This is a genomic window from Pseudomonas sp. EA_5y_Pfl2_R50, assembly GCF_963970475.1.
Classification (GTDB): domain Bacteria; phylum Pseudomonadota; class Gammaproteobacteria; order Pseudomonadales; family Pseudomonadaceae; genus Aquipseudomonas.
In genome coordinates this window covers 28,672-47,926 of the sequence record NZ_CAXAPT010000014.1, presented here as the reverse complement: position 1 = coordinate 47,926, position 19,255 = coordinate 28,672, and the positions used below count along the sequence as shown (strand labels likewise).

The 19,255-nt window shown below is 61.0% G+C and carries 17 protein-coding genes and 2 pseudogenes; 15 read left to right on the top strand and 4 right to left on the bottom strand.

Annotated features, from left to right (window positions below; all coding sequences use genetic code 11):
* Positions 1–37: 37 nt before the first annotated feature.
* Together AACY19_RS22140 and AACY19_RS22135 are read left to right on the top strand one after the other, a co-directional pair.
* Positions 38–1,693 carry a PqiB family protein gene (locus AACY19_RS22140; RefSeq protein WP_339453742.1) on the top strand — a complete coding sequence of 552 codons (1,656 nt, stop codon included), beginning with the start codon at positions 38–40 and terminating at the stop codon, positions 1,691–1,693.
* Positions 1,694–1,709: 16 nt separating this feature from the next.
* Positions 1,710–2,261 (top strand): PqiC family protein, encoded by a 552-nt coding sequence (locus AACY19_RS22135; RefSeq protein ID WP_339453741.1) that lies wholly within the window; start codon positions 1,710–1,712, stop codon positions 2,259–2,261.
* A 26-nt stretch (positions 2,262–2,287) separates the two neighbouring features.
* Here AACY19_RS22135 and AACY19_RS22130 read toward each other — a convergent pair whose 3' ends face one another.
* On the bottom strand, positions 2,288–3,133 hold the full coding sequence (locus tag AACY19_RS22130) for a site-specific integrase (RefSeq protein ID WP_339453836.1): 846 nt from the start codon (positions 3,131–3,133) through the stop codon (positions 2,288–2,290).
* A 446-nt stretch (positions 3,134–3,579) separates the two neighbouring features.
* Here AACY19_RS22130 and arnB point away from each other — a divergent pair, with 446 nt between their 5' ends.
* From arnB to AACY19_RS22085, 9 genes are all read left to right on the top strand, one after another.
* Positions 3,580–4,728, top strand: a complete 1,149-nt coding sequence (gene arnB, locus AACY19_RS22125) for a UDP-4-amino-4-deoxy-L-arabinose aminotransferase (protein ID WP_339453740.1) — start codon at positions 3,580–3,582, stop codon at positions 4,726–4,728.
* Complete coding sequence (gene arnC / locus AACY19_RS22120) at positions 4,725–5,747, top strand: undecaprenyl-phosphate 4-deoxy-4-formamido-L-arabinose transferase (protein WP_339453739.1); 1,023 nt, start codon at positions 4,725–4,727, stop codon at positions 5,745–5,747. Before arnB ends, arnC begins: the two co-directional genes overlap by 4 nt.
* The gene (gene arnA, locus AACY19_RS22115; protein ID WP_339453738.1) at positions 5,744–7,750 is read left to right on the top strand and encodes a bifunctional UDP-4-amino-4-deoxy-L-arabinose formyltransferase/UDP-glucuronic acid oxidase ArnA; all 2,007 of its coding nucleotides are present in this window, start codon (positions 5,744–5,746) and stop codon (positions 7,748–7,750) included. Before arnC ends, arnA begins: the two co-directional genes overlap by 4 nt.
* Positions 7,750–8,634, top strand: coding sequence for a 4-deoxy-4-formamido-L-arabinose-phosphoundecaprenol deformylase (arnD, locus tag AACY19_RS22110; protein ID WP_339453737.1), 885 nt, complete (start codon positions 7,750–7,752; stop codon positions 8,632–8,634). Before arnA ends, arnD begins: the two co-directional genes overlap by 1 nt.
* Positions 8,631–10,283, top strand: a complete 1,653-nt coding sequence (gene arnT / locus AACY19_RS22105; protein ID WP_339453736.1) for a lipid IV(A) 4-amino-4-deoxy-L-arabinosyltransferase — start codon at positions 8,631–8,633, stop codon at positions 10,281–10,283. The genes arnD and arnT overlap by 4 nt, the downstream gene beginning before the upstream one ends.
* Positions 10,280–10,624 (top strand): 4-amino-4-deoxy-L-arabinose-phosphoundecaprenol flippase subunit ArnE, encoded by a 345-nt coding sequence (arnE, locus tag AACY19_RS22100; RefSeq protein WP_339453735.1) that lies wholly within the window; start codon positions 10,280–10,282, stop codon positions 10,622–10,624. The genes arnT and arnE overlap by 4 nt, the downstream gene beginning before the upstream one ends.
* Positions 10,621–11,025 (top strand): 4-amino-4-deoxy-L-arabinose-phosphoundecaprenol flippase subunit ArnF, encoded by a 405-nt coding sequence (arnF, locus tag AACY19_RS22095; RefSeq protein ID WP_339453734.1) that lies wholly within the window; start codon positions 10,621–10,623, stop codon positions 11,023–11,025. The genes arnE and arnF overlap by 4 nt, the downstream gene beginning before the upstream one ends.
* Entirely contained in the window at positions 11,022–12,401 is a 1,380-nt protein-coding gene (locus AACY19_RS22090; protein WP_339453733.1) for a UDP-glucose dehydrogenase family protein, read from the top strand. Before arnF ends, AACY19_RS22090 begins: the two co-directional genes overlap by 4 nt.
* A 164-nt stretch (positions 12,402–12,565) precedes the next feature.
* A complete protein-coding gene (locus AACY19_RS22085; RefSeq protein WP_339453732.1) occupies positions 12,566–13,084 on the top strand; it encodes a GNAT family N-acetyltransferase in 519 nt (172 codons plus the stop codon).
* Between the two features lie 2 nt (positions 13,085–13,086).
* On the opposite strand, the pseudogene AACY19_RS22080 reads toward AACY19_RS22085, so the two are convergent.
* Positions 13,087–13,563 (bottom strand): annotated as a pseudogene (locus AACY19_RS22080) (LysR substrate-binding domain-containing protein); the annotation flags it as partial.
* On the opposite strand from AACY19_RS22080, the pseudogene AACY19_RS22075 reads away from it, so the two are divergent.
* The 4 genes and pseudogenes from AACY19_RS22075 to AACY19_RS22060 form a co-directional block, all read left to right on the top strand.
* Positions 13,533–13,751 (top strand): annotated as a pseudogene (locus AACY19_RS22075) (MFS transporter); the annotation flags it as partial. The pseudogenes AACY19_RS22080 and AACY19_RS22075 overlap by 31 nt on opposite strands.
* 156 nt (positions 13,752–13,907) lie before the next feature.
* Complete coding sequence (locus AACY19_RS22070) at positions 13,908–14,597, top strand: HPP family protein (protein ID WP_339453731.1); 690 nt, start codon at positions 13,908–13,910, stop codon at positions 14,595–14,597.
* Between the two features lie 141 nt (positions 14,598–14,738).
* Positions 14,739–15,845: an enoyl-CoA hydratase/isomerase family protein gene (locus AACY19_RS22065; RefSeq protein ID WP_339453730.1), complete on the top strand. Its 1,107-nt coding sequence runs from the start codon at positions 14,739–14,741 to the stop codon at positions 15,843–15,845.
* Positions 15,846–15,848: 3 nt separating this feature from the next.
* The gene (locus AACY19_RS22060; RefSeq protein ID WP_339453729.1) at positions 15,849–17,000 is read left to right on the top strand and encodes an acyl-CoA dehydrogenase family protein; all 1,152 of its coding nucleotides are present in this window, start codon (positions 15,849–15,851) and stop codon (positions 16,998–17,000) included.
* A 232-nt stretch (positions 17,001–17,232) separates the two neighbouring features.
* Here the strand turns inward: AACY19_RS22060 and AACY19_RS22055 are convergent, their stop codons facing one another.
* Both AACY19_RS22055 and AACY19_RS22050 read right to left on the bottom strand, forming a co-directional pair.
* Complete coding sequence (locus AACY19_RS22055) at positions 17,233–18,006, bottom strand: enoyl-CoA hydratase (RefSeq protein ID WP_339453728.1); 774 nt, start codon at positions 18,004–18,006, stop codon at positions 17,233–17,235.
* Positions 18,007–18,022: 16 nt separating this feature from the next.
* The gene (locus tag AACY19_RS22050) at positions 18,023–19,150 is read right to left on the bottom strand and encodes an acyl-CoA dehydrogenase (RefSeq protein ID WP_339453727.1); all 1,128 of its coding nucleotides are present in this window, start codon (positions 19,148–19,150) and stop codon (positions 18,023–18,025) included.
* Positions 19,151–19,255 lie beyond the last annotated feature (105 nt).

The following is a 19,255-nucleotide window of genomic DNA, read 5'->3' as shown; positions in this document are numbered from 1 at the left end:
CTGACGCTCAGTGCCCAATGAATTGAGGAGGACATGGATGAAGTCGTCAGCCACCGACGAGCCGCGAGCGCCAGGCCACGCCCCAGTCAAAACCCGCCGTTTTGGTATTTCACTTGTCTGGATCGTGCCGATTGTGGCGGTGCTGGTGGGTATCTCTCTGGTGATCCATAACGTCATGCAGGAAGGGCCGACCATCGTGGTCACCTTCAAGACCGGCAGCGGGCTTGTTGCCAACAAAACCGAAGTCAAGTATCGCAACGTGGTGATCGGCCAGGTCACAGATGTTGAATTGAGCGACGACCAGAAAAGTGTCAACGCGACGGTCAAACTGGCCAAGCAGGCTGAAACCTTCACCCGCGAAGACTCGCAGTTCTGGGTCGTGCGTCCGCGTATCGGCGCGGGCGGTGTATCTGGCATCGATACCCTGCTCTCCGGCGACTACATCGGCGCCGACATCGGCCAGTCGAATGCCCGGGCGAAAAAATTCCAAGGCCTGGAAAATCCGCCACCGATCACCTATGGCGAACCGGGCAAGCGTTTCATGTTGCATGCCGCGGATCTCGGCTCGCTGGACATCGGCTCGCCGGTCTACTATCGCAAGATTCCGGTCGGTCAGGTCGTCACCTACGCCCTCGACCCGGATGGCAAAGGCGTGAATATCGAAGTGTTCATCCACGCGCCAAACGATGCCTTTGTCACCGAAAACACCCGTTTCTGGAACGCCAGCGGCATTGACGTCAACGTTGGCGCCAATGGCTTTGCGGTGAAGACCGAATCCCTCTCGACCCTGCTGGTCGGCGGCATCGCCTTCCGCGCGCCGGAATACAGCCCCAACGACGTCGCCGCAGCCGATGACAAAGACTTCGAGCTGTTCGCCGACCAGAGCACCGCTCTCGCCCCGCCCAATGGCAAGGCGCAATACCTGAGCCTGCGTTTCGACCAGTCTTTGCGCGGCCTGAAGGTCAATGCGCCGGTGGAATTCCTCGGCATGGAAATTGGCCGTGTCGTGGCGATCAATCTGGATTTCGACGCGAAGAAACGCACCTTCCCGCTGAACGTCGGCATCGTCATTTATCCGCAGCGACTGGGCATGGCCTACGGCAAGATGCTCACCGCCTTCAAGCATGATCCCAACGACGAAGCTGCCGGTATACGGCTGATCGGCACTTTCATCGAAAATGGCCTGCGCGCCCAGGCCCGCAGTGGCAACCTGCTCACCGGGCAGTTGTACATCGCGCTGGATTTCTTTCCGAAAGCCGAGAAAGTCGCGTTCGACCCGGCACAGCGTCCGGTCATGATTCCAACGGTGCCGGGCAGCCTCGAACAGTTGCAGGAAAAACTCGAAGCTGTGGTCGACAAAATCAACAAACTGCCGGTCGACCGTATCGCCAGTAATCTGGACAGCAATCTGGTCGAGCTGCGCAAGGGCCTGACCCAGTTCAACACCAAGACATTGCCCGGCGTGCAGAACACCCTCGCCGACGTCAGCAAGACCTTGCAGTCAGCCAGTTCCACCCTGGCCGAAGATTCACCGCAGCGCGAAAAACTCACCGAAACCCTCGACGAACTCGGGCGCATGTCGCGCTCGCTGCGTGAACTCTCGGATTACCTTGGCCGTCATCCGGAATCGCTGATCCGCGGGCGCCCCGACAACGCCGCGCCACTGGATCTGAAAGGACCGCCACGCAATTGAGCACAGGAGCTACCTCATGGCTGTACCGCTGAAGATCACCGTGCTCGCTGCCTGCCTGCTGCTGGGCGCCTGCCGCAGCGACCCGATCAGCTTTCACACCCTGACCCCGGCGCAACCGGGGCCGGGCCGCAGCGGTTCGGACATCGTCATCGAAGGCATCACCGTGCCGCCGCAAGTCGACCGCCCGCAGATTGTCATTCGCGAAGGCAGCAGTGGCCTGGCGATCCTCGAAACCGAATGGTGGGGCGCCAGCCTCGCCGATGAGTTACGCAGTGCGCTGGTCGATCAACTGAGCAGTGCCGGCGGCCAGCAAAAAGTCTCGGTGCGCGTCGAGGTGCAACGCTTCGACTCGATTCCCGGCCAGTATGCTTTGATGGACGTCAAATGGCGCCTGCGCCCGGCCGGCGCAACCGACAGTGCGCTGCTGACCTGTCGTTCCGTATTGCAGACGCCTTCGGGGCCGAGCATCGACGAACTGGTGACGGCCCAGCAAAACAACGTCAAACGCCTTGCCGCGCACATCACTCAAGCCGCCGGCAGCGCGCGCGGCTGCCCACCCTCTTCCTGACTTCCCCCTCCCAAAACCCGCGTCGATCAGAGATCGAAGCGATCCACCGCACGCCGCCGCTCGTTGTCATCCCGGACATCGTAGTTGGCGGTCGTCTGGATATTGCTGTGATGCGCCAGCTTCTGCGCAATCGACAGGTCGTGTTCCTCGATCACGCGAGTGATGAACGAACGGCGGAAATCGTGGGGCATGATCTTCACGCCGACCTGCGTGCCGCGCTGGCGAGCGATGTAATAGATCGCGTGTTTGGTGATGCGCTCGCGGGTAATGTGGCTGCCCCGGCGAATGCGGTTGAACAGAAAGGCATCGTCAGACTCGCCTTCCTTGAGTTGTGAACGCCGCAGTTCCAGCCAGGCGTCAAGCTTGGCGAACGCCCAGGGCGGCGCGTACTTGATAAGTTGTTTGTTGCCCTTGCCGATGACGGTCAGGCTGCGCTCGGCAAAATCGACCTGATTGAGGTCCAGATCCACCGACTCCGATTTGCGCATGCCGGTGCCGTACAACAGGGCTATCACCGCCGCATCGCGCAACCCTTGCGGACGCGGGTCAGCGGCGCAGACTTCCATCAGTTCATGAATCAGCGTGCGTTTGAGGTTGCGCCCCTGAGACAGCCGCGTGCCGGCAATGCCTTTGACCGAACGCATCTTCAATAAATGGTCCTGGCTGATCAGGCTCATGCGCCACGCTTCATTCATGACGCCGCGCACGGCGTTGACGTACAACGAAGAGGTGTTCGGCGCATAACCGTCGGCGCGCAACGCGGCGACCAACGCCACGACGTCTTCCGGTTGCAGGCCATGCCAGGGAATTTCTTCGATGTCGACGTCTTCGAAGCCGAGACGGTCGGCAGCATCCTGCAAGACATAACGCATGGTCAGTTGGCTGGAAGGCGCCAGGCGCGCCAGATAAAGCGTCAGCGGATTAGTGTTGGACGGGGTGGATTCGGTACTCGACAAGTCAATCAAACGAAACGGCCTTGAATGGTAAACAGTTCAACGAAACAACTAAAAAGTGCAAAGAAACTTATATAAAGAGCAACTCTTGCGAAGGACTTTTCTAATAACAGTACCGATAAACGGAAGAAGTCTGAACGCTGGCTGTATGGCTCACAGATAGATGAATCACCGACCGCTTTTTCATGTTCCTTTCACAAAAACCGGCATAACCTTAATTACAACAGGTTGCCCCGAAAGGCCTACAACCTGCCGTCCGTGGGCATAAAAGTCAATCAGGCATTCCCCGGCCGGTCTCCCAAACCATTGAAATCAAGTGTTTTTCAGACAACTGGCTGAAGGATGGCTGTCGCCTCGAGGTTCTTATGAGTCAAGCGTTTCTGCCGTTTTCCCGCCCCTGTATCGGTCATGAAGAAGTAGCCGCCGTCGAACAAGTTTTACGTTCGGGGTGGATCACTACCGGGCCTGAATGCCAGGCGCTGGAAGAACACTTCGCCGGTTATGTCGGTTGTCGCCATGCAGTGGCACTTTCTTCGGCCACCGGCGGCATGCATATCGCGTTACTCGCATTGGGCATTGGCCCCGGCGATGAAGTCATCACCCCGTCGCAGACTTGGGTGTCGACCGCCAACATGATCACGCTGCTCGGCGCCACAGCGATATTCGTCGACGTCGACCGCGACACGCTGATGACCGACGCCGAACGCATCGAAGCAGTGATAACCCCGCGCACCAAAGCGATCATTCCCGTGCATTACGCCGGCGCTGCATTCGACCTCGATCCGCTGTACGCCCTCGCCGAAAAGCATGGCATCGCGGTGATCGAAGACGCCGCCCACGCTGCCGGCACCCGCTACAAGGGCCGCCACGTTGGCGCAACGGGTACGGCGATTTTCTCCTTCCACGCGATCAAGAACATGACCTGTGCCGAAGGCGCGATGTTCGTCACCGACAACGACGCCCTGGCCAGTCGCGTGCGCAGGCTCAAATTCCACGGCCTGGGGGGCGACGCTTATGATCGCCTGACCGGCGGCCGCAAGCCTCAGGCCCAGGTGATTGAGCCGGGGTTCAAGTACAACCTCGCCGACATCAACGCCGCCATTGCCCTCGTGCAGCTTGAGCGTCTGGACGCCATCAACGCCCGGCGTGCCGAATTGGCCAGCGCTTACCGGCAAAAACTCGAAGGCCTGCCGGTGCAGCCACTCGCCCTGCCCGCCTACCCGCAAACCCACGCCTGGCACCTGTTCATCCTGCGCATCGACAGCGAGCACTGCGGCATGGATCGCGAAGCCTTTATGAAAGGTTTGCAGGAGCAGGGCATCGGCACCGGTATCCATTTCATCGCCACCCACCTGCACACCTGGTATCGCCAGCGCGACCCCGAGCTTTACCTGCCCAATACCGAGTGGAACTCGGCGCGGCTGTGCTCGATTCCGCTGTTCCCCGACATGACCGATCAAGACCTTGATCGCGTGGTCGGCGCCATCGCCACCCTCATGGACAAACGCCTGTGAAACCGTATCCGATCCGCTGCGTGTCAATTGTCATCCCGGTCTACAACGAGCAGGAGAGCCTGCCGGAACTGCTGCAGCGCACCGAAGCGGCGTGCCGGATGCTGCGTCACGACTACGAAATCGTGCTGGTGGACGACGGCAGCCGTGATGCGTCCGCCACTCTTCTGGAACAAGCCGCTGCCCGCGAGGACAGTCCGTTCGTGGCGGTCATCCTGAACCGCAACTACGGCCAGCACGCGGCAATCATGGCCGGTTTCGAACAGTGCAAGGGCGATCTGGTAATCACCCTGGATGCCGACTTGCAGAACCCGCCGGAAGAAATCCCGCGTCTGGTGGCCGAGGCGGAAAAAGGCTACGACGTCGTCGGCACCGTGCGTGGCAATCGTCAGGACTCGGCCTTGCGCCGTTATCCATCGAAACTCATCAACCTCGCTGTACAGCGTTCCACCGGCGTCGCCATGAGCGACTATGGCTGCATGCTCCGCGCTTACCGCCGGACGATCATCGACGCGATGCTCGCCTGCCGTGAACGCAGCACGTTCATCCCGATTCTGGCCAACAGCTTCGCCCGCCACACCACGGAAATCGTCGTCACCCACGCCGAGCGCGAACACGGTGACTCGAAGTACAGCCCGATGCGCTTGATCAATCTGATGTTCGACCTGATCACCTGCATGACCACCACGCCCCTGCGCCTGCTCAGCATTATCGGTTTCGCCATGGCCGGCCTCGGCGTGTTGTTCGCCGCTGCGCTGATCGTATTGCGCCTGGTGTTCGGTGCCGGGTGGGCCGGTGATGGTCTGTTCGTGCTGTTCGCCGTGTTGTTCGTGTTCACCGGTGGCCAGTTCATCGGCATGGGCCTGCTCGGCGAATACCTGGGGCGCATGTACAGCGACGTGCGCGCCCGCCCGCGTTTCTTCATTGAAAAAGTCGTGCGCAGCCACGCCTCCAACCCCGCGCCAGCGGTCATCGTTGATGGTCTCTCCTCTACTTCCACTACCGGTCAGGTTCACTCATGAGCGCAAAAACTGTTGTCTTCGCTTACCACGATATTGGCTGCGCCGGCCTTCAAGCCCTGCTCGACAGCGGCTACGACATTGCCGCCGTGTTCACTCACGCCGATGACCCGAAGGAAAACGCTTTCTACGCCTCGGTCGCACAACTGTGCGCCAGCCAAGGCATCCCGGTGCATGCCCCGGAAGACGTCAATCACCCGTTGTGGATCGAACGGATTGCCAGGCTGAATCCGGATTACATGTTCTCCTTCTACTACCGCCATCTGCTGAGCGAGCCGCTGCTGGCCCTGGCCCGTCAAGGCGCGTTCAACCTGCACGGTTCGCTGCTGCCCCGTTACCGTGGCCGCGCGCCAGCGAACTGGGTGCTGGTCAACGGCGAGAGCGAAACCGGCGTGACCCTGCATCGCATGGTCAAGCGTGCCGATGCCGGCGCCATCGTCGCCCAGCAACGTGTGGCCATCGAGCGCAGCGACACCGCGTTGAGCTTGCACGGCAAGTTGCGCATCGCCGCGACTGATCTGCTGCGTGACACCTTGCCGGCCATGCTGCAAGGCAAAACCAGCGAAACCCCGCAGGACGAATCGAGCGCCAGCGTATACGGTCGCCGTACTCCGGCAGACGGCAAACTGCTCTGGGCAAGACCCGCCGAGCAGCTGTTCAATCTGGTGCGCGCGGTCACTCAACCGTACCCGGGCGCCTTCTGCGCCGTGGGCGAACACACGCTCATCGTCTGGAGCGCCGAGGTGGTCAAGGGCAACGACGGGCAGGCCCCGGGCCGGGTGATCAGCGTCGATCCGCTGCGCATTGCCTGCGGCGAAGACTCGCTGGTGATCCTCTCCGGCCAGCGCAATGACAACGGCTTGTTCCTCAGCGGCCCGCAACTGGCCGGCGAACTCGGTCTGGTCGACGGTTCGCTGCTGCACGGTGCCGAATCCGGGCGGGCGCCACGGCGCACCCGCGTGCTGATCCTCGGCGTCAACGGTTTTATCGGCAATCACCTGTCCGAGCGCCTGCTGCGTGATGACCGCTACGAAGTCTACGGCCTGGACATCGGTTCCGACGCCATCGAGCGTCTGCGCCGCCATCCGCACTTCCACTATGTCGAAGGCGACATCAGCATTCACTCCGAGTGGATCGAGTACCACATCAAGAAGTGCGACGTGGTGCTGCCGCTGGTGGCCATCGCCACGCCAATCGAATACACCCGCAACCCGCTGCGCGTATTCGAGCTCGACTTCGAAGAAAACCTGAAACTGGTGCGCTACTGCGTCAAGTACAACAAGCGCGTGATCTTCCCGTCGACCTCGGAAGTCTATGGCATGTCCCAGGACAAGCACTTCGACGAAGACACTTCGAACCTGGTGGTCGGCCCGATCAACAAGCAGCGCTGGATCTACTCGGTGTCCAAGCAACTGCTCGACCGGGTGATCTGGGCCTACGGCGCCAAGGGCCTGAATTTCACCCTGTTCCGCCCGTTCAACTGGATGGGCCCGCGCCTCGACCGTCTGGACTCGGCACGTGTCGGCAGCTCCCGCGCGATTACCCAGTTGATCCTCAACCTGGTCGAAGGCACGCCGATTCGCCTGTTCGACGGCGGCGAACAGAAGCGCTGCTTCACCGACATCGCCGACGGTGTCGAGGCACTGGCGCGGATCATCGATAACGATGGCGACGTCTGTAACGGCCAGATCATCAACATCGGCAACCCGGACAACGAGGCCAGCATCCGGCAGTTGGGTGAAGAGTTGCTGCGTCAGTTCGAAGCGCACCCGCTGCGCCACAATTTCCCGCCGTTCGCCGGTTTCCGCGACGTCGAAAGCAAGGCGTTCTACGGTGCCGGTTACCAGGACGTCGAACACCGCAAACCGAGCATTGCCAACGCCAAGCGCCTGCTCGACTGGACGCCGACCGTGGAAATGCGCGAGACCATCGGCAATACGCTGGATTTCTTCCTGCGTGAAGCCATGCGTGAAATGGCCGGCCTTTCGCACAAAGAGGCGAGCTGATGCGGGCCGGCCTCCGTATCGACGTCGACACCTTTCGCGGCACCCGTGAGGGCGTGCCGCGCCTGCTGGAAATGCTCGACGAGGCGCAGATCAAGGCCACGTTTTTCTTCAGTGTCGGCCCCGACAACATGGGGCGGCATCTGTGGCGCCTGATCCGCCCGCCGTTCCTCTGGAAGATGCTGCGGTCCAACGCTGCCGGCCTGTATGGCTGGGACATTCTGCTGGCCGGCACGGCGTGGCCGGGCAAGCCGATTGGCCGCGAGCTCGGGCACCTGATGCGTCAGGCCCGCGACGCCGGTCACGAAGTCGGCCTGCACGCTTGGGATCACCACGGCTGGCAGGCCAATGCCGGGCGCTGGAGCGAGGCGCAACTGATCGAGCAAATCCGTCAGGGCGTCGACACCCTGAGCGACATTCTCGGCGAAACAGTCACCTGTTCCGCTGCCGCCGGCTGGCGTGCCGACGCGCGCGTGATCGAAGCCAAGCAAGCCTTCGGCTTTCGCTACAACAGCGATTGCCGAGGGCAACGTGTGTTCCGCCCACTGCTGGCGAACGGCACGCCGGGCACGCCGCAGATTCCGGTGGATCTGCCGACGTTCGACGAAGTCGTCGGCCCCATCGTTTCGGCGCGGGACTACAACGCGTTCCTGCTCGATCACTTCCGTGCGCAACAGCTCAACGTCTACACCGTTCATGCCGAAGTGGAAGGGATTCTGATGGCAGAGGATTTTCGTCAACTGCTGGCCGCTGCGGCTCAGCGCAACATCGACTTCAAACCGCTGGGCGATTTGTTACCCGCGTTCGTCAACACCTTGCCCGTGGGTCGCGTGCAGCGTGGCGCCCTTGATGGCCGTGAAGGCTGGCTGGGAGTGCAAGGCGCATGAGCAAACGCTGGGCGCTGCCGCTCCTGTTATTGACCATCTGCCTGCTGGCTTACCTGCTGCCGTTGAGCAGTCATGGCCTGTGGATTCCCGACGAAACCCGTTACGCGCAGATCAGCCAGGACATGCTGCTCAGTGGCAACTGGGTGTCGCCGCACTTCATGAGCCTGCGCTATTTCGAGAAGCCGATTGCCGGCTACTGGATGATTGCGATCAGTCAGCAATGGTTCGGGCAGAACCTGTTCGGCGTGCGCTTGGCCTCGGCACTCAGTACCGGTCTGAGCGTGCTGTTGTGCTACCTGATCGCGCGACGCCTGTGGAACGAGCCGCGCAAAAGTTTCGCCTGCGCCCTGCTCTACATGAGCTTCACCATCGTCGCCGGTCAGGCCGGTTACGCCAACCTCGATCCGCAATTCACCTTTTGGGTCAACCTGAGTCTGGTGGCGCTGTGGTTTGCCGTCGACAGCACCACCAGCGGCAAGCGAATGGCCGGCTGGGCGGTGCTGGGTCTGGCCTGCGGCATGGGTTTCATGACCAAGGGCTTTCTCGCCTGGCTGCTGCCGGTGCTGATCGCCTTGCCGTGGATGCTCTGGCAGAAACGCTGGCGTGAGCTGCTGATGTACGGCCCCGTGGCCGTCGCCATTGCGATCCTCATCAGCCTGCCTTGGGTGCTTTCTGTGCATGCACAGGAACCGGACTACTGGCGATTCTTCTTCTGGCATGAACACATTCGCCGCTTCGCCGGTGACAATGCCCAGCACGATGCGCCGTGGTGGTTCTACCTGCCGCTGCTGATCGCCTTCAGTCTGCCGTGGGCCGGGTTGTTGCCGGCGGCGTTCAAACAGGCGTGGCAAACCCGCGCGCAGCCCAGCGTGGTGTTCCTGCTGTTGTGGCTGCTGATGCCGCTGGTTTTTTTCAGCCTGAGCAACGGCAAATTGCCGACCTACATCCTGCCGTGCCTGCTGCCGGTGGCGTTGATGCTCGGGAGTGCGCTGGCCGACCGTTTGCGTCTGGAGCAAGGCCAGGCGCTGAGCATCAATGGCTTGCTCAACCTCGCCTTGGGCCTCGGCACGCTGATTGCGCTGGTGTACCTGCAACTGACCAACCCGGTCTACGACCACGAACTGCACAGCCTGGTCCTGGTGTTCATCGCCCTGACCGGCTGGATCATCGCCAACCTGTTGCAAGCCTTCCTGCCCTTGCAATGCTGGGCGGCGCCGGCATTCGGCAGCCTGTTGCTGATTGCCATTTTGCCGGCGGCGCTGCCCAGGTCCGTGGTCGCCAACAAGATGCCGGATCAGTTCATCAAGCATCACGTCACGGAACTGGCGCAGGCCGGGCATCTGCTGAGCAACGATCTCGGTGCTGCTTCCGCCCTCGGCTGGCGTCTGAAGCGCCCGCAAGTCGCGTTGTACAACACGATAGGCGAATTGAAATATGGCCTTGCCTATCCTGACGGCATTCAACAGCGGGTCGATCCCGATCAAGTGCAACAGTGGATGCGTGAAGCGCGCCGCAGCGGTTCGGTCGGCGTGGTGATGCGCGTCAAGGGGCAGGACGAACTGGACGAAATCGACAAGTTGCCAAAGGACGGCGTCCGTTATGAACAGGGCAACCTGGTGATCATGATTCTGCCCAAGGAGGCGTCATGAGCCTGTTGCTGCTGTTGACCGCGTGCCTGCTGATCTGTCTCGGCCAGATTGCGCAGAAATACGCTGTGGAGAGCTGGCGCGGGACAGAGTCTTCGACGGTCGCCAAGCTGCGCTCGCCGTGGCTGTGGCTGGCGTTGTGCGCCCTTGGTTCGGGCCTGCTGGTCTGGTTGCTGGTGTTGCAGCGCCTGGAAGTCGGCGTTGCCTACCCGATGCTCAGTCTCAACTTCGTCCTGATTACCCTGATCGCCCGCTTCGTCTTCCATGAGCCCATCGACCGTCAGCACTGGCTCGGCATTGCGTTGGTAATTGGCGGCGTGATGTTGCTGGGGCAACAGACATGAGTCAGCGCCGTGGCATCACCTTTGCGCTGAGCAGCGTGTCGCTGGTCAGCACAGCGCAACTGGGCATGCGCTGGAGCATGACCCGACTGCCCATGCCGGACCATTGGCTGGCGATAGACAGCCTCGACCTGCGCGCACTGGCCGTGATCATCGCATCGATTTTTGCCTACGCCGTGTCGATGTTCTGCTGGCTCGCCGCCCTGCGCGACCTGCCACTGGGCCGCGCGTACTCACTGCTGAGCATCAGCTACGCGCTGGTGTACCTGCTGGCGGCCAGCCTGCCGTTGTTCAACGAATCCTTCAGTTTCACTCAATCACTGGGCGTGGCGCTGGTCATGCTCGGGGTCATCACCATCAACACTCGCCCGGCTCGTGCGCCCGAATTCAGGAGTGCTCCATGAAAATCACAGTATTTGGCAGCGGTTACGTCGGTCTGGTGCAAGCGGCTGTGTTGGCCGAGGTCGGCCACGATGTCGTGTGCATGGACGTCGACCAAAAGAAAGTCGACCTGTTGCGCCAAGGCCACGTGAGCATCTTCGAACCGGGGCTCGCCAGCCTGGTGCGCGAAGGGCTGGATTCGAAACGTCTGTTGTTCACCACCGATGAAAAACTCGCCGTGCAACATGCTCGAGTGGCGTTCATTGCGGTGGGCACGCCCTCGCGCGAAGACGGTTCGGCGGATCTGCGCTACGTGCTTTCGGTCGGGGACGCGATTGCCCGTCACCGTGAGCAACCGCTGATTCTGGTCGAGAAATCCACGGTGCCGGTGGGCACCGGCGATACCTTGCGCACGCACATCGAAAAAGCGCTGATCAAGGTCGGTCGCCTGCTGCAGTTCGATATCGTCTCCAACCCGGAGTTTCTCAAGGAAGGCTCGGCGGTTGCCGACTGCCGCCGCCCGGATCGCATCGTCATCGGCTGTGAAGGTGATGAGGTGCGCGACGTCATGCGTGATCTGTACGCGCCGTTCAACCGCAACCATGACCGCATCATGTTCATGGACCTGCGCAGCGCCGAGCTGACCAAGTACGCCGCCAACTGCATGCTGGCGACCAAGATCAGCTTCATCAACCAGATTGCCGAACTGGCAGAACACCTGGGGGCCGACATCGAATCCGTGCGTCAGGGCATCGGCGCCGACACGCGCATCGGTTACCACTTCATTTACCCGGGCTGCGGCTATGGCGGCTCGTGCTTCCCCAAAGACATGCGCGCCTTGATCCACAGCGCCGAGGAGGCCCATTGCTCCAGCGACTTGCTGCAAGCGGTCGAGGCCATCAACCAGCGGCAGAAGCACAAATTGTTCGAACGCATCAATGCGTTCTACAGGGGGGATCTGCGCGGCAAGACCTTCGCCCTGTGGGGCCTGGCGTTCAAACCCAACACCGACGACATGCGCGACGCGCCGAGCCGCGTGCTGCTGGAAGCGTTGTGGGCCGCCGGTGCCAGCGTGCGCGCGTTCGACCCGGAAGCCATGCAGGAAACCCAGAACCTTTATCCGAACGAAGCGAAACTGATGCTGATGGGCACCCCGGAATCGGTGTTGCCCGGCGCGGATGCATTGATCATCTGCACCGAGTGGCAACAGTTCAAGGCACCGGATTTCGAGCTGATCAAACAACGTCTCAACACGGCGGTGATCTTCGACGGGCGCAACCTCTACGACGCTGATCGCCTGGCACGCAATGGCTTCCAGTATTTCCCGATGGGCCGTGGCGAATCACGCAAATTGCCGATCCCGCTGCAACAGTGGCCACACGCCTCTGACGTCGCCTGACATCCACAACGGATCTGCGGTGCGGCGGGTTGACCGGTGGCTTGTGCCCGGTGAGGATGGTCGCCGCCCTCAATTATCTTGATCGCTTCCTCGCTCTGCGCGGGAATGCAGCCTGGGACGCTCCGCGTCGCACAATCAGGATCGCAGCCGGAAACAGCTCTGACATGAACATGACCATCCGTCTTGCGCGGCACGCCGACGCGGCCGCCCTCCCCGCCATCGAACGCTCGGCCGCCGGGCTGTTTCGCCTTGATCCGCAACTGGCCTGGCTGGCCGACGCCGAAGTGGCCGACGCCGATTTGCATTGCCAGGCCATCGAGCAGGCCCGGGTCTGGGTCGCCGAGCACGTTGACGGACAACTTTCCGGGTTTCTGCGGGCCGTGACGCTAGATAACCAACTGCATATAGAGGAGCTGTCCGTCAGCCGGCACTTTCAGGGTCAGGGCATCGGTCGCAAGTTGCTGTCGGCGGCCATCGAGCATGCCCGCGCGCAACAACTTTGCGCGGTGACCCTGACCACCTTCGCGGATCTGCCGTGGAATGCGCCGTTTTATCAGAAGACCGGCTTTCAGCGTTTGAATAGCGAGGCAACAAGCGGTTATTTGGTCGACGCCTTGAACGAGGAAATTGCCCAGGGTTTACCCGGTCACCGGCGCTGCGCCATGCGACTGACGCTGCCTTGAAATCAGCCCGTTGCTTTGAGGTCGACGCCCAGCGCCTGAGCGAACGCTTTCACCAGCGGACTGCGCACGGTGTTGTGCCGCAGGATCAGATTGAACGGCGTCATGATGTTGATTCGCTCGGGCAACACCGCACGAAACTGCCCGGCGGCTACCAGCGTTGCTGCGTAATGCCGGGGCAGGAAGCCAACGAAACGGCCAGTCTTGATCAACAACGCCACGGCCTCGACCTGGGTCGCTGACGCAGAAAAACTGTCGTAGCGCGCATAGTTGAGCTTGTCGCGATGGATCGCATAGCGGTGGTTGATGCACTCGTATTCCTGCAAGACGTCACTGCCCATTTGCGCTTCGGGCATGTCGAACAAAGGGTGCCCGACCGCGCAGTAGACCTCCGAGCGCTCCTCATACAGCGGGTAATAGTCGAATTCTTCGCGGCGTTGATAAACCGGAACTATTCCGGCAACCAAGCGCCCCGGAAGAACTGCGTGGCAGCTACTACGGTGCCCAGAACCTGGCAGCGTTGGGTGGTGCTCTGAGTCCAGTGATCTGCGGCTTGCTGTTAATCCACACACCAGCACCGACGATGTTCTACGCACTGAGCGCGTTGACCGCGATGGGTGGCACGCTGTGTTTTCTGAGCGGACGACGCGCCGCTTCAGTTCAAAAATAATGCACTAAATCTGCATTAATATGAATTTGTCAGCATCGACTTTGCCCGGCAAACTGTGCGCGTTCCTCCCCCAATGCTGGAACACTTCGAGGGCTTTCCGGATATGCCGGACAAGTCCTTTTTTTTGCCCGGATTTTGTAGAAGGATCAGTTTTAAATGCTTGCTCGCTGGTTGCCCGCTGCCATCAACACCCGTCCAACCGAATGGAGCCGCGCCGCCATCGGCATGGCGCTGGGCACGCTGTTCAGTGTGTGGTTTTGCGCACAGGTGTTCGGCCATGACGTGGCTTATCACTTGATCGGGCCATTGGGAGCCTCGGCGGTGTTGCTGTTCGCCGTGTCCTCCGGCGCCCTCGCCCAGCCATGGTCGATTCTCGGTGGCTATCTGACGGCGGGAATCGTCGCGCTGCTGGTCGCTCACGTGCTCGGCCGAACCCTCGGCAGCGCTTGTCTGGCGGCGGGCATGGCATTGATTCTGATGTGCTGGCTGCGTTGTCTGCACCCGCCGGCCGGTGCACTGGCGCTGACCCTGGTGCTGGCCGATCCGGCCACCATCGCCATGGACTGGAAAGCCATGGAACCGGTGATGCTTGGCGCCGCCTGCATGCTGCTCAGCGCGTTGGCCTACAACAACCTCACGCGCATTCGCTATCCGAAACGCCCCGCGGAACCGGCGCCGGTGTTGGCCCCGGTCGACAGTCAGGCCATCACCGCCGAAGACCTCAAGCTGGCCCTGGCCGACATGGAAGCCTTCATCGACATCACCCCCGAGGATCTGGAACAACTGATCCATGCCAGCGAACTGCACGCCAAGCGCCGCAGCATTGGCGATGTTTTTTCCAGGTAACCGCGGGATTTCGATCAAGGTAAAAACGCAGACAGCCCCTGCACATATCCCCGTTGTACACGGCAAATTTGCACTGTTACGATCCGGTAACGCTCGCGCGCGAGCTTCTCGAATAAAGACAATAAAAGCAGGGAGTTACTGATGACAGCTCAGGCTTCATCCCCGCGGACACCGTCCATGGATGCGATGCAAAACGACGTGCTGGCCGAGGTTCGCAATCATATCGGTCACCTGACCCTGAACCGTCCCGCCGGCCTCAACGCCATTACCCTCGACATGGTGCGCTTGCTGCAACAGCAGCTCGATGCCTGGGCGACTGACGCCAATGTTCACGCAGTTGTGCTGCGCGGGGCCGGTGAAAAAGCCTTCTGCGCCGGCGGCGATATTCGTTCCCTTTACGACAGTTTCAAAAGCGGCGACACGCTGCACGAAGCGTTCTTCGTCGAGGAATATGCCCTCGACCTGACGATTCATCACTACCGCAAACCGGTGCTTGCGTTGATGGACGGTTTTGTCCTCGGAGGGGGGATGGGTCTGGTGCAAGGCGCCGATCTGCGTGTGGTCACCGAGAAGAGTCGGTTGGCCATGCCGGAAACGGCCATCGGTTATTTCCCGGATGTCGGCGGCAGTTACTTCCTGCCGCGCATTCCCGGTGAGCTGGGGATTTATCTGGGCGTCAGCGGCGTGCAGATCCGTGCCGCCGATGCGCTGTATTGCGGGCTGGCCGATTGGTACCTGGACAGCAGCAAACTCGCGCTGCTCGATGAAAAACTCGACGCGATGGAGTGGCAGGACACCCCTCTCAAAGCGCTGCAAAACCTGCTGGCCAAACACGCCGTGCAAACCTTGCCTGACGCACCGCTTGAGGCTTTGCGCCCCGCCATCGACCACTTCTTTGCACTGCCGGACGTACCGAGCATCGTCGAGCAATTGCGCGCTGTGACGGTTGCCGACAGCCATGAATGGGCGACCAGTACGGCGAATCTGCTGGAAACCCGCTCACCGCTGGCCATGGCCGTCACCCTGGAAATGCTCCGTCGCGGCCGCCATCTGAGCCTGGAACACTGCTTTGCGCTGGAGCTGCATCTGGATCGCCAATGGTTCACCCGTGGCGACCTGATCGAAGGTGTACGCGCGCTGCTGATCGACAAAGACAAAACACCTCGCTGGAACCCGCCGAATATCGCTGCGCTGGACGCGGCGCACGTCGCGAGTTTCTTCCACGGGTTTGATGAGAGCGGGAGCTGAGCCATGCACGATCTCGAACTGACTGAAGAACAAGTGATGATCCGCGACATGGCCCGGGACTTTGCCCGTGGCGAAATCGCCCCTCACGCGCAGGCCTGGGAAAAGGCTGGCTGGATCGACGACGCGCTCGTCGCGAAGATGGGCGAGCTGGGTCTGCTTGGCATGGTCGTCCCCGAGCAATGGGGCGGGACTTACGTTGACTATGTGGCGTATGCCTTGGCCGTGGAGGAAATCTCTGCCGGGGACGGCGCAACCGGCGCGTTCATGAGCATCCACAACTCGGTCGGCTGCGGCCCGGTGCTCAACTACGGCAGCGAAGAACAGAAACAGACCTGGCTGGCGGATCTGGCCAGCGGTCAGACCATCGGCTGCTTCTGCCTGACCGAACCCCAGGCCGGCTCGGAAGCGCATAACCTGCGCACCCGCGCCGAATTGCGCGACGGCCAGTGGGTGATCAACGGCGCCAAGCAATTTGTCAGCAACGGCAAGCGAGCGAAACTGGCGATTGTGTTTGCCGTGACCGATCCGGAGCTGGGCAAGAAAGGCCTTTCGGCGTTTCTGGTGCCAACCGACACGCCCGGTTTCATCGTTGATCGCACCGAACACAAGATGGGCATCCGCGCCTCCGACACCTGCGCAGTGACCCTGAGCAACTGCACCGTTCCCGAGGCCAATCTGCTCGGCGAACGCGGCAAAGGTCTGGCGATTGCCCTGTCCAATCTTGAAGGCGGACGCATTGGCATCGCCGCGCAGGCGCTGGGCATTGCCCGTGCGGCGTTTGAAGCGGCGCTGGCGTACTCGAAAGATCGCGTGCAGTTCGACAAGCCGATCATCGAGCACCAGAGCATCGCCAATCTGCTCGCCGACATGCACATGCAGATCAACGCAGCGCGCCTCTTGATCCTGCACGCGGCGCGACTGCGCTCAGCGGGTAAACCGTGTTTGTCGGAGGCGTCGCAGGCCAAGCTGTTTGCTTCGGAAATGGCCGAGAAGGTCTGCTCCTCAGCGATTCAGATTCATGGCGGGTATGGCTATCTGGAAGATTATCCGGTGGAGAAGTACTACCGCGACGCGCGGATCACCCAGATTTATGAAGGGTCGAGCGAGATACAGCGGATGGTGATTGCGCGGGACTTGAAGAACTACCAGTTGTAATGTGTCGTCCCTTTTCCCTCACCCCAGCCCTCTCCCAGAAGGAGAGGGAGCCGACCGGGGTGTCTGGCTTGTGTATCGACCTGAAAAACCGAGTCGATTATGGATTCAATAAAGCACTTCCCGGTCGGCGCAACGCTGAAAAATCCCCCCAATCAGTCCCCTCTCCCTCCGGGAGAGGGTCAGGGTGAGGGGCTTCAAGCAGGCTCGCGAAGGCGTCAGTCAGTTCAGCGCATTACTTGCCTTGAAATGCCGCCTCACGCTTGGCAATAAACGCCGCCATCCCTTCCTTCTGATCCTGCGTGGCAAACGCGGCATGGAACACCCGGCGCTCAAAACGCACACCTTCAGTCAGGTTCACTTCAAAGGCACGATTCACGCTTTCCTTGACCATCATTGCAATCGGCAACGACTTGCTGGCAATCACTGCGGCCACTTTCAGCGCCTCATCAAGCAACTCATCACTCGGCACAATGCGCGCGACGATGCCGCAGCGCTCGGCTTCCACCGCATCGATCAAACGACCGCTGAGACACATTTCCATCGCCTTGGCCTTGCCCACCGCGCGGGTCAGGCGCTGAGTACCGCCCATGCCCGGCAGCACGCCGAGGTTGATTTCCGGCTGGCCGAATCTGGCGTTGTCGCCGGCCAGAATGAAGTCGCACATCAGCGCCAGTTCACAACCACCACCAAGGGCAAAACCGTTGACTGCGGCGATGATCGGCTTGCGCCGATTGGCCACGCGGTCGCTGTCGCTGAACAGGTCGTCCATGTAAATCTGCGGGTAGGTCAGCTCAGCCATTTCCTTGATGTCGGCACCGGCAGCAAAGGCTTTTTTCGAACCGGTGATCACGATGCAACCGATGTTGCCATCCGCTTCCAGTGCATCGAGGGCCTGGTTCACTTCGCTGACCAGTTGCGCGTTCAGCGCATTCAGCGCCTGTGGTCGGTTGAGGGTGATCAGGCCAACGCGGCCGTGGGTTTCCAGCAGAATCGTTTCGTAAGTCATGGATAAAAATTCCTTCTCAAAGATTGCGCGAAATGACCATGCGCTGAATGTCGCTGGTGCCTTCATAGATCTGGCAAACGCGCACGTCACGGTAGATGCGCTCCAGCGGGAAGTCGTTGAGGTAACCGTAACCGCCCAGGGTTTGTAACGCCATCGAGCAGACCTTTTCGGCCATTTCCGACGCGAACAGTTTGGCCATCGACGCCTCGACCAGTGCCGGTTGGCCGCTGTCACGCAGAGCGGCGGCGTAATGCACCATTTGCCGGGCGACGGCAATCTGCGTGGCCATATCAGCCAAGCGGAATGCCACTGCCTGATGCTCGATGATCGGCTTGCCGAAGGTGTCGCGCTCGCGGGCGTAATCGCGGGCGGCTTCAAACGCCGCGCGGGCCATGCCCACCGCTTGCGAGGCGATGCCAACGCGGCCACCTTCGAGGTTGGCCAAGGCGATCTTGTAACCTTCGCCCTCTTCGCCCAAGCGGTTCGCCACTGGCACTTTTACGTCCTCGAAGAGGATCTGGCAGGTGTCGGAGGCGTGCTGGCCGAGTTTGTCTTCAACCCGCGCGACTGTGTAGCCTGGCGAATCGGTCGGCACAATGAACGCGGTAATGCCGCGTTTGCCGGCGCTCGGATCGGTGACCGCAAACACGATCACGATCCCGGCGTTCTGCCCTGAGGTGATGAACTGTTTGCAGCCGTTCAGCACGTAGTGATCGCCTTCAAGGCGTGCGCGGGTTTTCAGGCTGCTGGCATCGGACCCGGCTTGTGGTTCAGTCAGCGCAAAGGCACCGAGCATGGCGCCGCTGGCCAGCGGTTTGAGGAACCGCTCGCGCTGATCATCGTTGCCGAACTTGAGGATCGGCACGCAACCGACCGAGTTGTGCACGCTCATGATCGTTGAGCAGGCGCCGTCGCCGGCGGCGATTTCTTCCAGGGCCATGGCGTAGGCCAGGTAACCGGTGTCGCAACCGCCCCACTGTTCCGACACGAGCATGCCGAAGAAGCCCAGTTCGGCCATCTCGCCGATGGCTTCCTTGGGGAAACGGTGTTCGCGATCCCACTCGGCGGCGAACGGCTTGAGGCGTTCCTCGGCGAACTGCCGGGCCATGTCGCGGATCTGGGTTTGGTCTTCGTTGGGAATCATGGTGAATCCTTAATTCAAGTCACACCGCCTGTCCCGTGTGGGAGCGGGCTTGCTCGCGAAAGCGGTGGATCAGCACAGTAAATGTTGTCTGATACGACGCCTTCG

Excerpts from the sequence above, each read along its gene's own strand:
- arnA (WP_339453738.1), top strand. The coding sequence starts at position 5,744 with ATGAGCGCAAAAACTGTTGTCTTCGCTTACCACGATATTGGCTGCGCC.
- AACY19_RS22085 (WP_339453732.1), top strand. The coding sequence starts at position 12,566 with ATGAACATGACCATCCGTCTTGCGCGGCACGCCGACGCGGCCGCCCTC.
- AACY19_RS22070 (WP_339453731.1), top strand. The coding sequence starts at position 13,908 with ATGCTTGCTCGCTGGTTGCCCGCTGCCATCAACACCCGTCCAACCGAA.
- arnE (WP_339453735.1), top strand. The coding sequence starts at position 10,280 with ATGAGCCTGTTGCTGCTGTTGACCGCGTGCCTGCTGATCTGTCTCGGC.
- arnT (WP_339453736.1), top strand. The coding sequence starts at position 8,631 with ATGAGCAAACGCTGGGCGCTGCCGCTCCTGTTATTGACCATCTGCCTG.
- AACY19_RS22090 (WP_339453733.1), top strand. The coding sequence starts at position 11,022 with ATGAAAATCACAGTATTTGGCAGCGGTTACGTCGGTCTGGTGCAAGCG.
- arnB (WP_339453740.1), top strand. The coding sequence starts at position 3,580 with ATGAGTCAAGCGTTTCTGCCGTTTTCCCGCCCCTGTATCGGTCATGAA.
- AACY19_RS22130 (WP_339453836.1), bottom strand. The coding sequence starts at position 3,133 with ATGCGTTATGTCTTGCAGGATGCTGCCGACCGTCTCGGCTTCGAAGAC.
- arnD (WP_339453737.1), top strand. The coding sequence starts at position 7,750 with ATGCGGGCCGGCCTCCGTATCGACGTCGACACCTTTCGCGGCACCCGT.
- arnF (WP_339453734.1), top strand. The coding sequence starts at position 10,621 with ATGAGTCAGCGCCGTGGCATCACCTTTGCGCTGAGCAGCGTGTCGCTG.
- AACY19_RS22055 (WP_339453728.1), bottom strand. The coding sequence starts at position 18,006 with ATGACTTACGAAACGATTCTGCTGGAAACCCACGGCCGCGTTGGCCTG.
- AACY19_RS22135 (WP_339453741.1), top strand. The coding sequence starts at position 1,710 with ATGGCTGTACCGCTGAAGATCACCGTGCTCGCTGCCTGCCTGCTGCTG.
- AACY19_RS22065 (WP_339453730.1), top strand. The coding sequence starts at position 14,739 with ATGACAGCTCAGGCTTCATCCCCGCGGACACCGTCCATGGATGCGATG.
- AACY19_RS22050 (WP_339453727.1), bottom strand. The coding sequence starts at position 19,150 with ATGATTCCCAACGAAGACCAAACCCAGATCCGCGACATGGCCCGGCAG.
- AACY19_RS22140 (WP_339453742.1), top strand. The coding sequence starts at position 38 with ATGAAGTCGTCAGCCACCGACGAGCCGCGAGCGCCAGGCCACGCCCCA.
- AACY19_RS22060 (WP_339453729.1), top strand. The coding sequence starts at position 15,849 with ATGCACGATCTCGAACTGACTGAAGAACAAGTGATGATCCGCGACATG.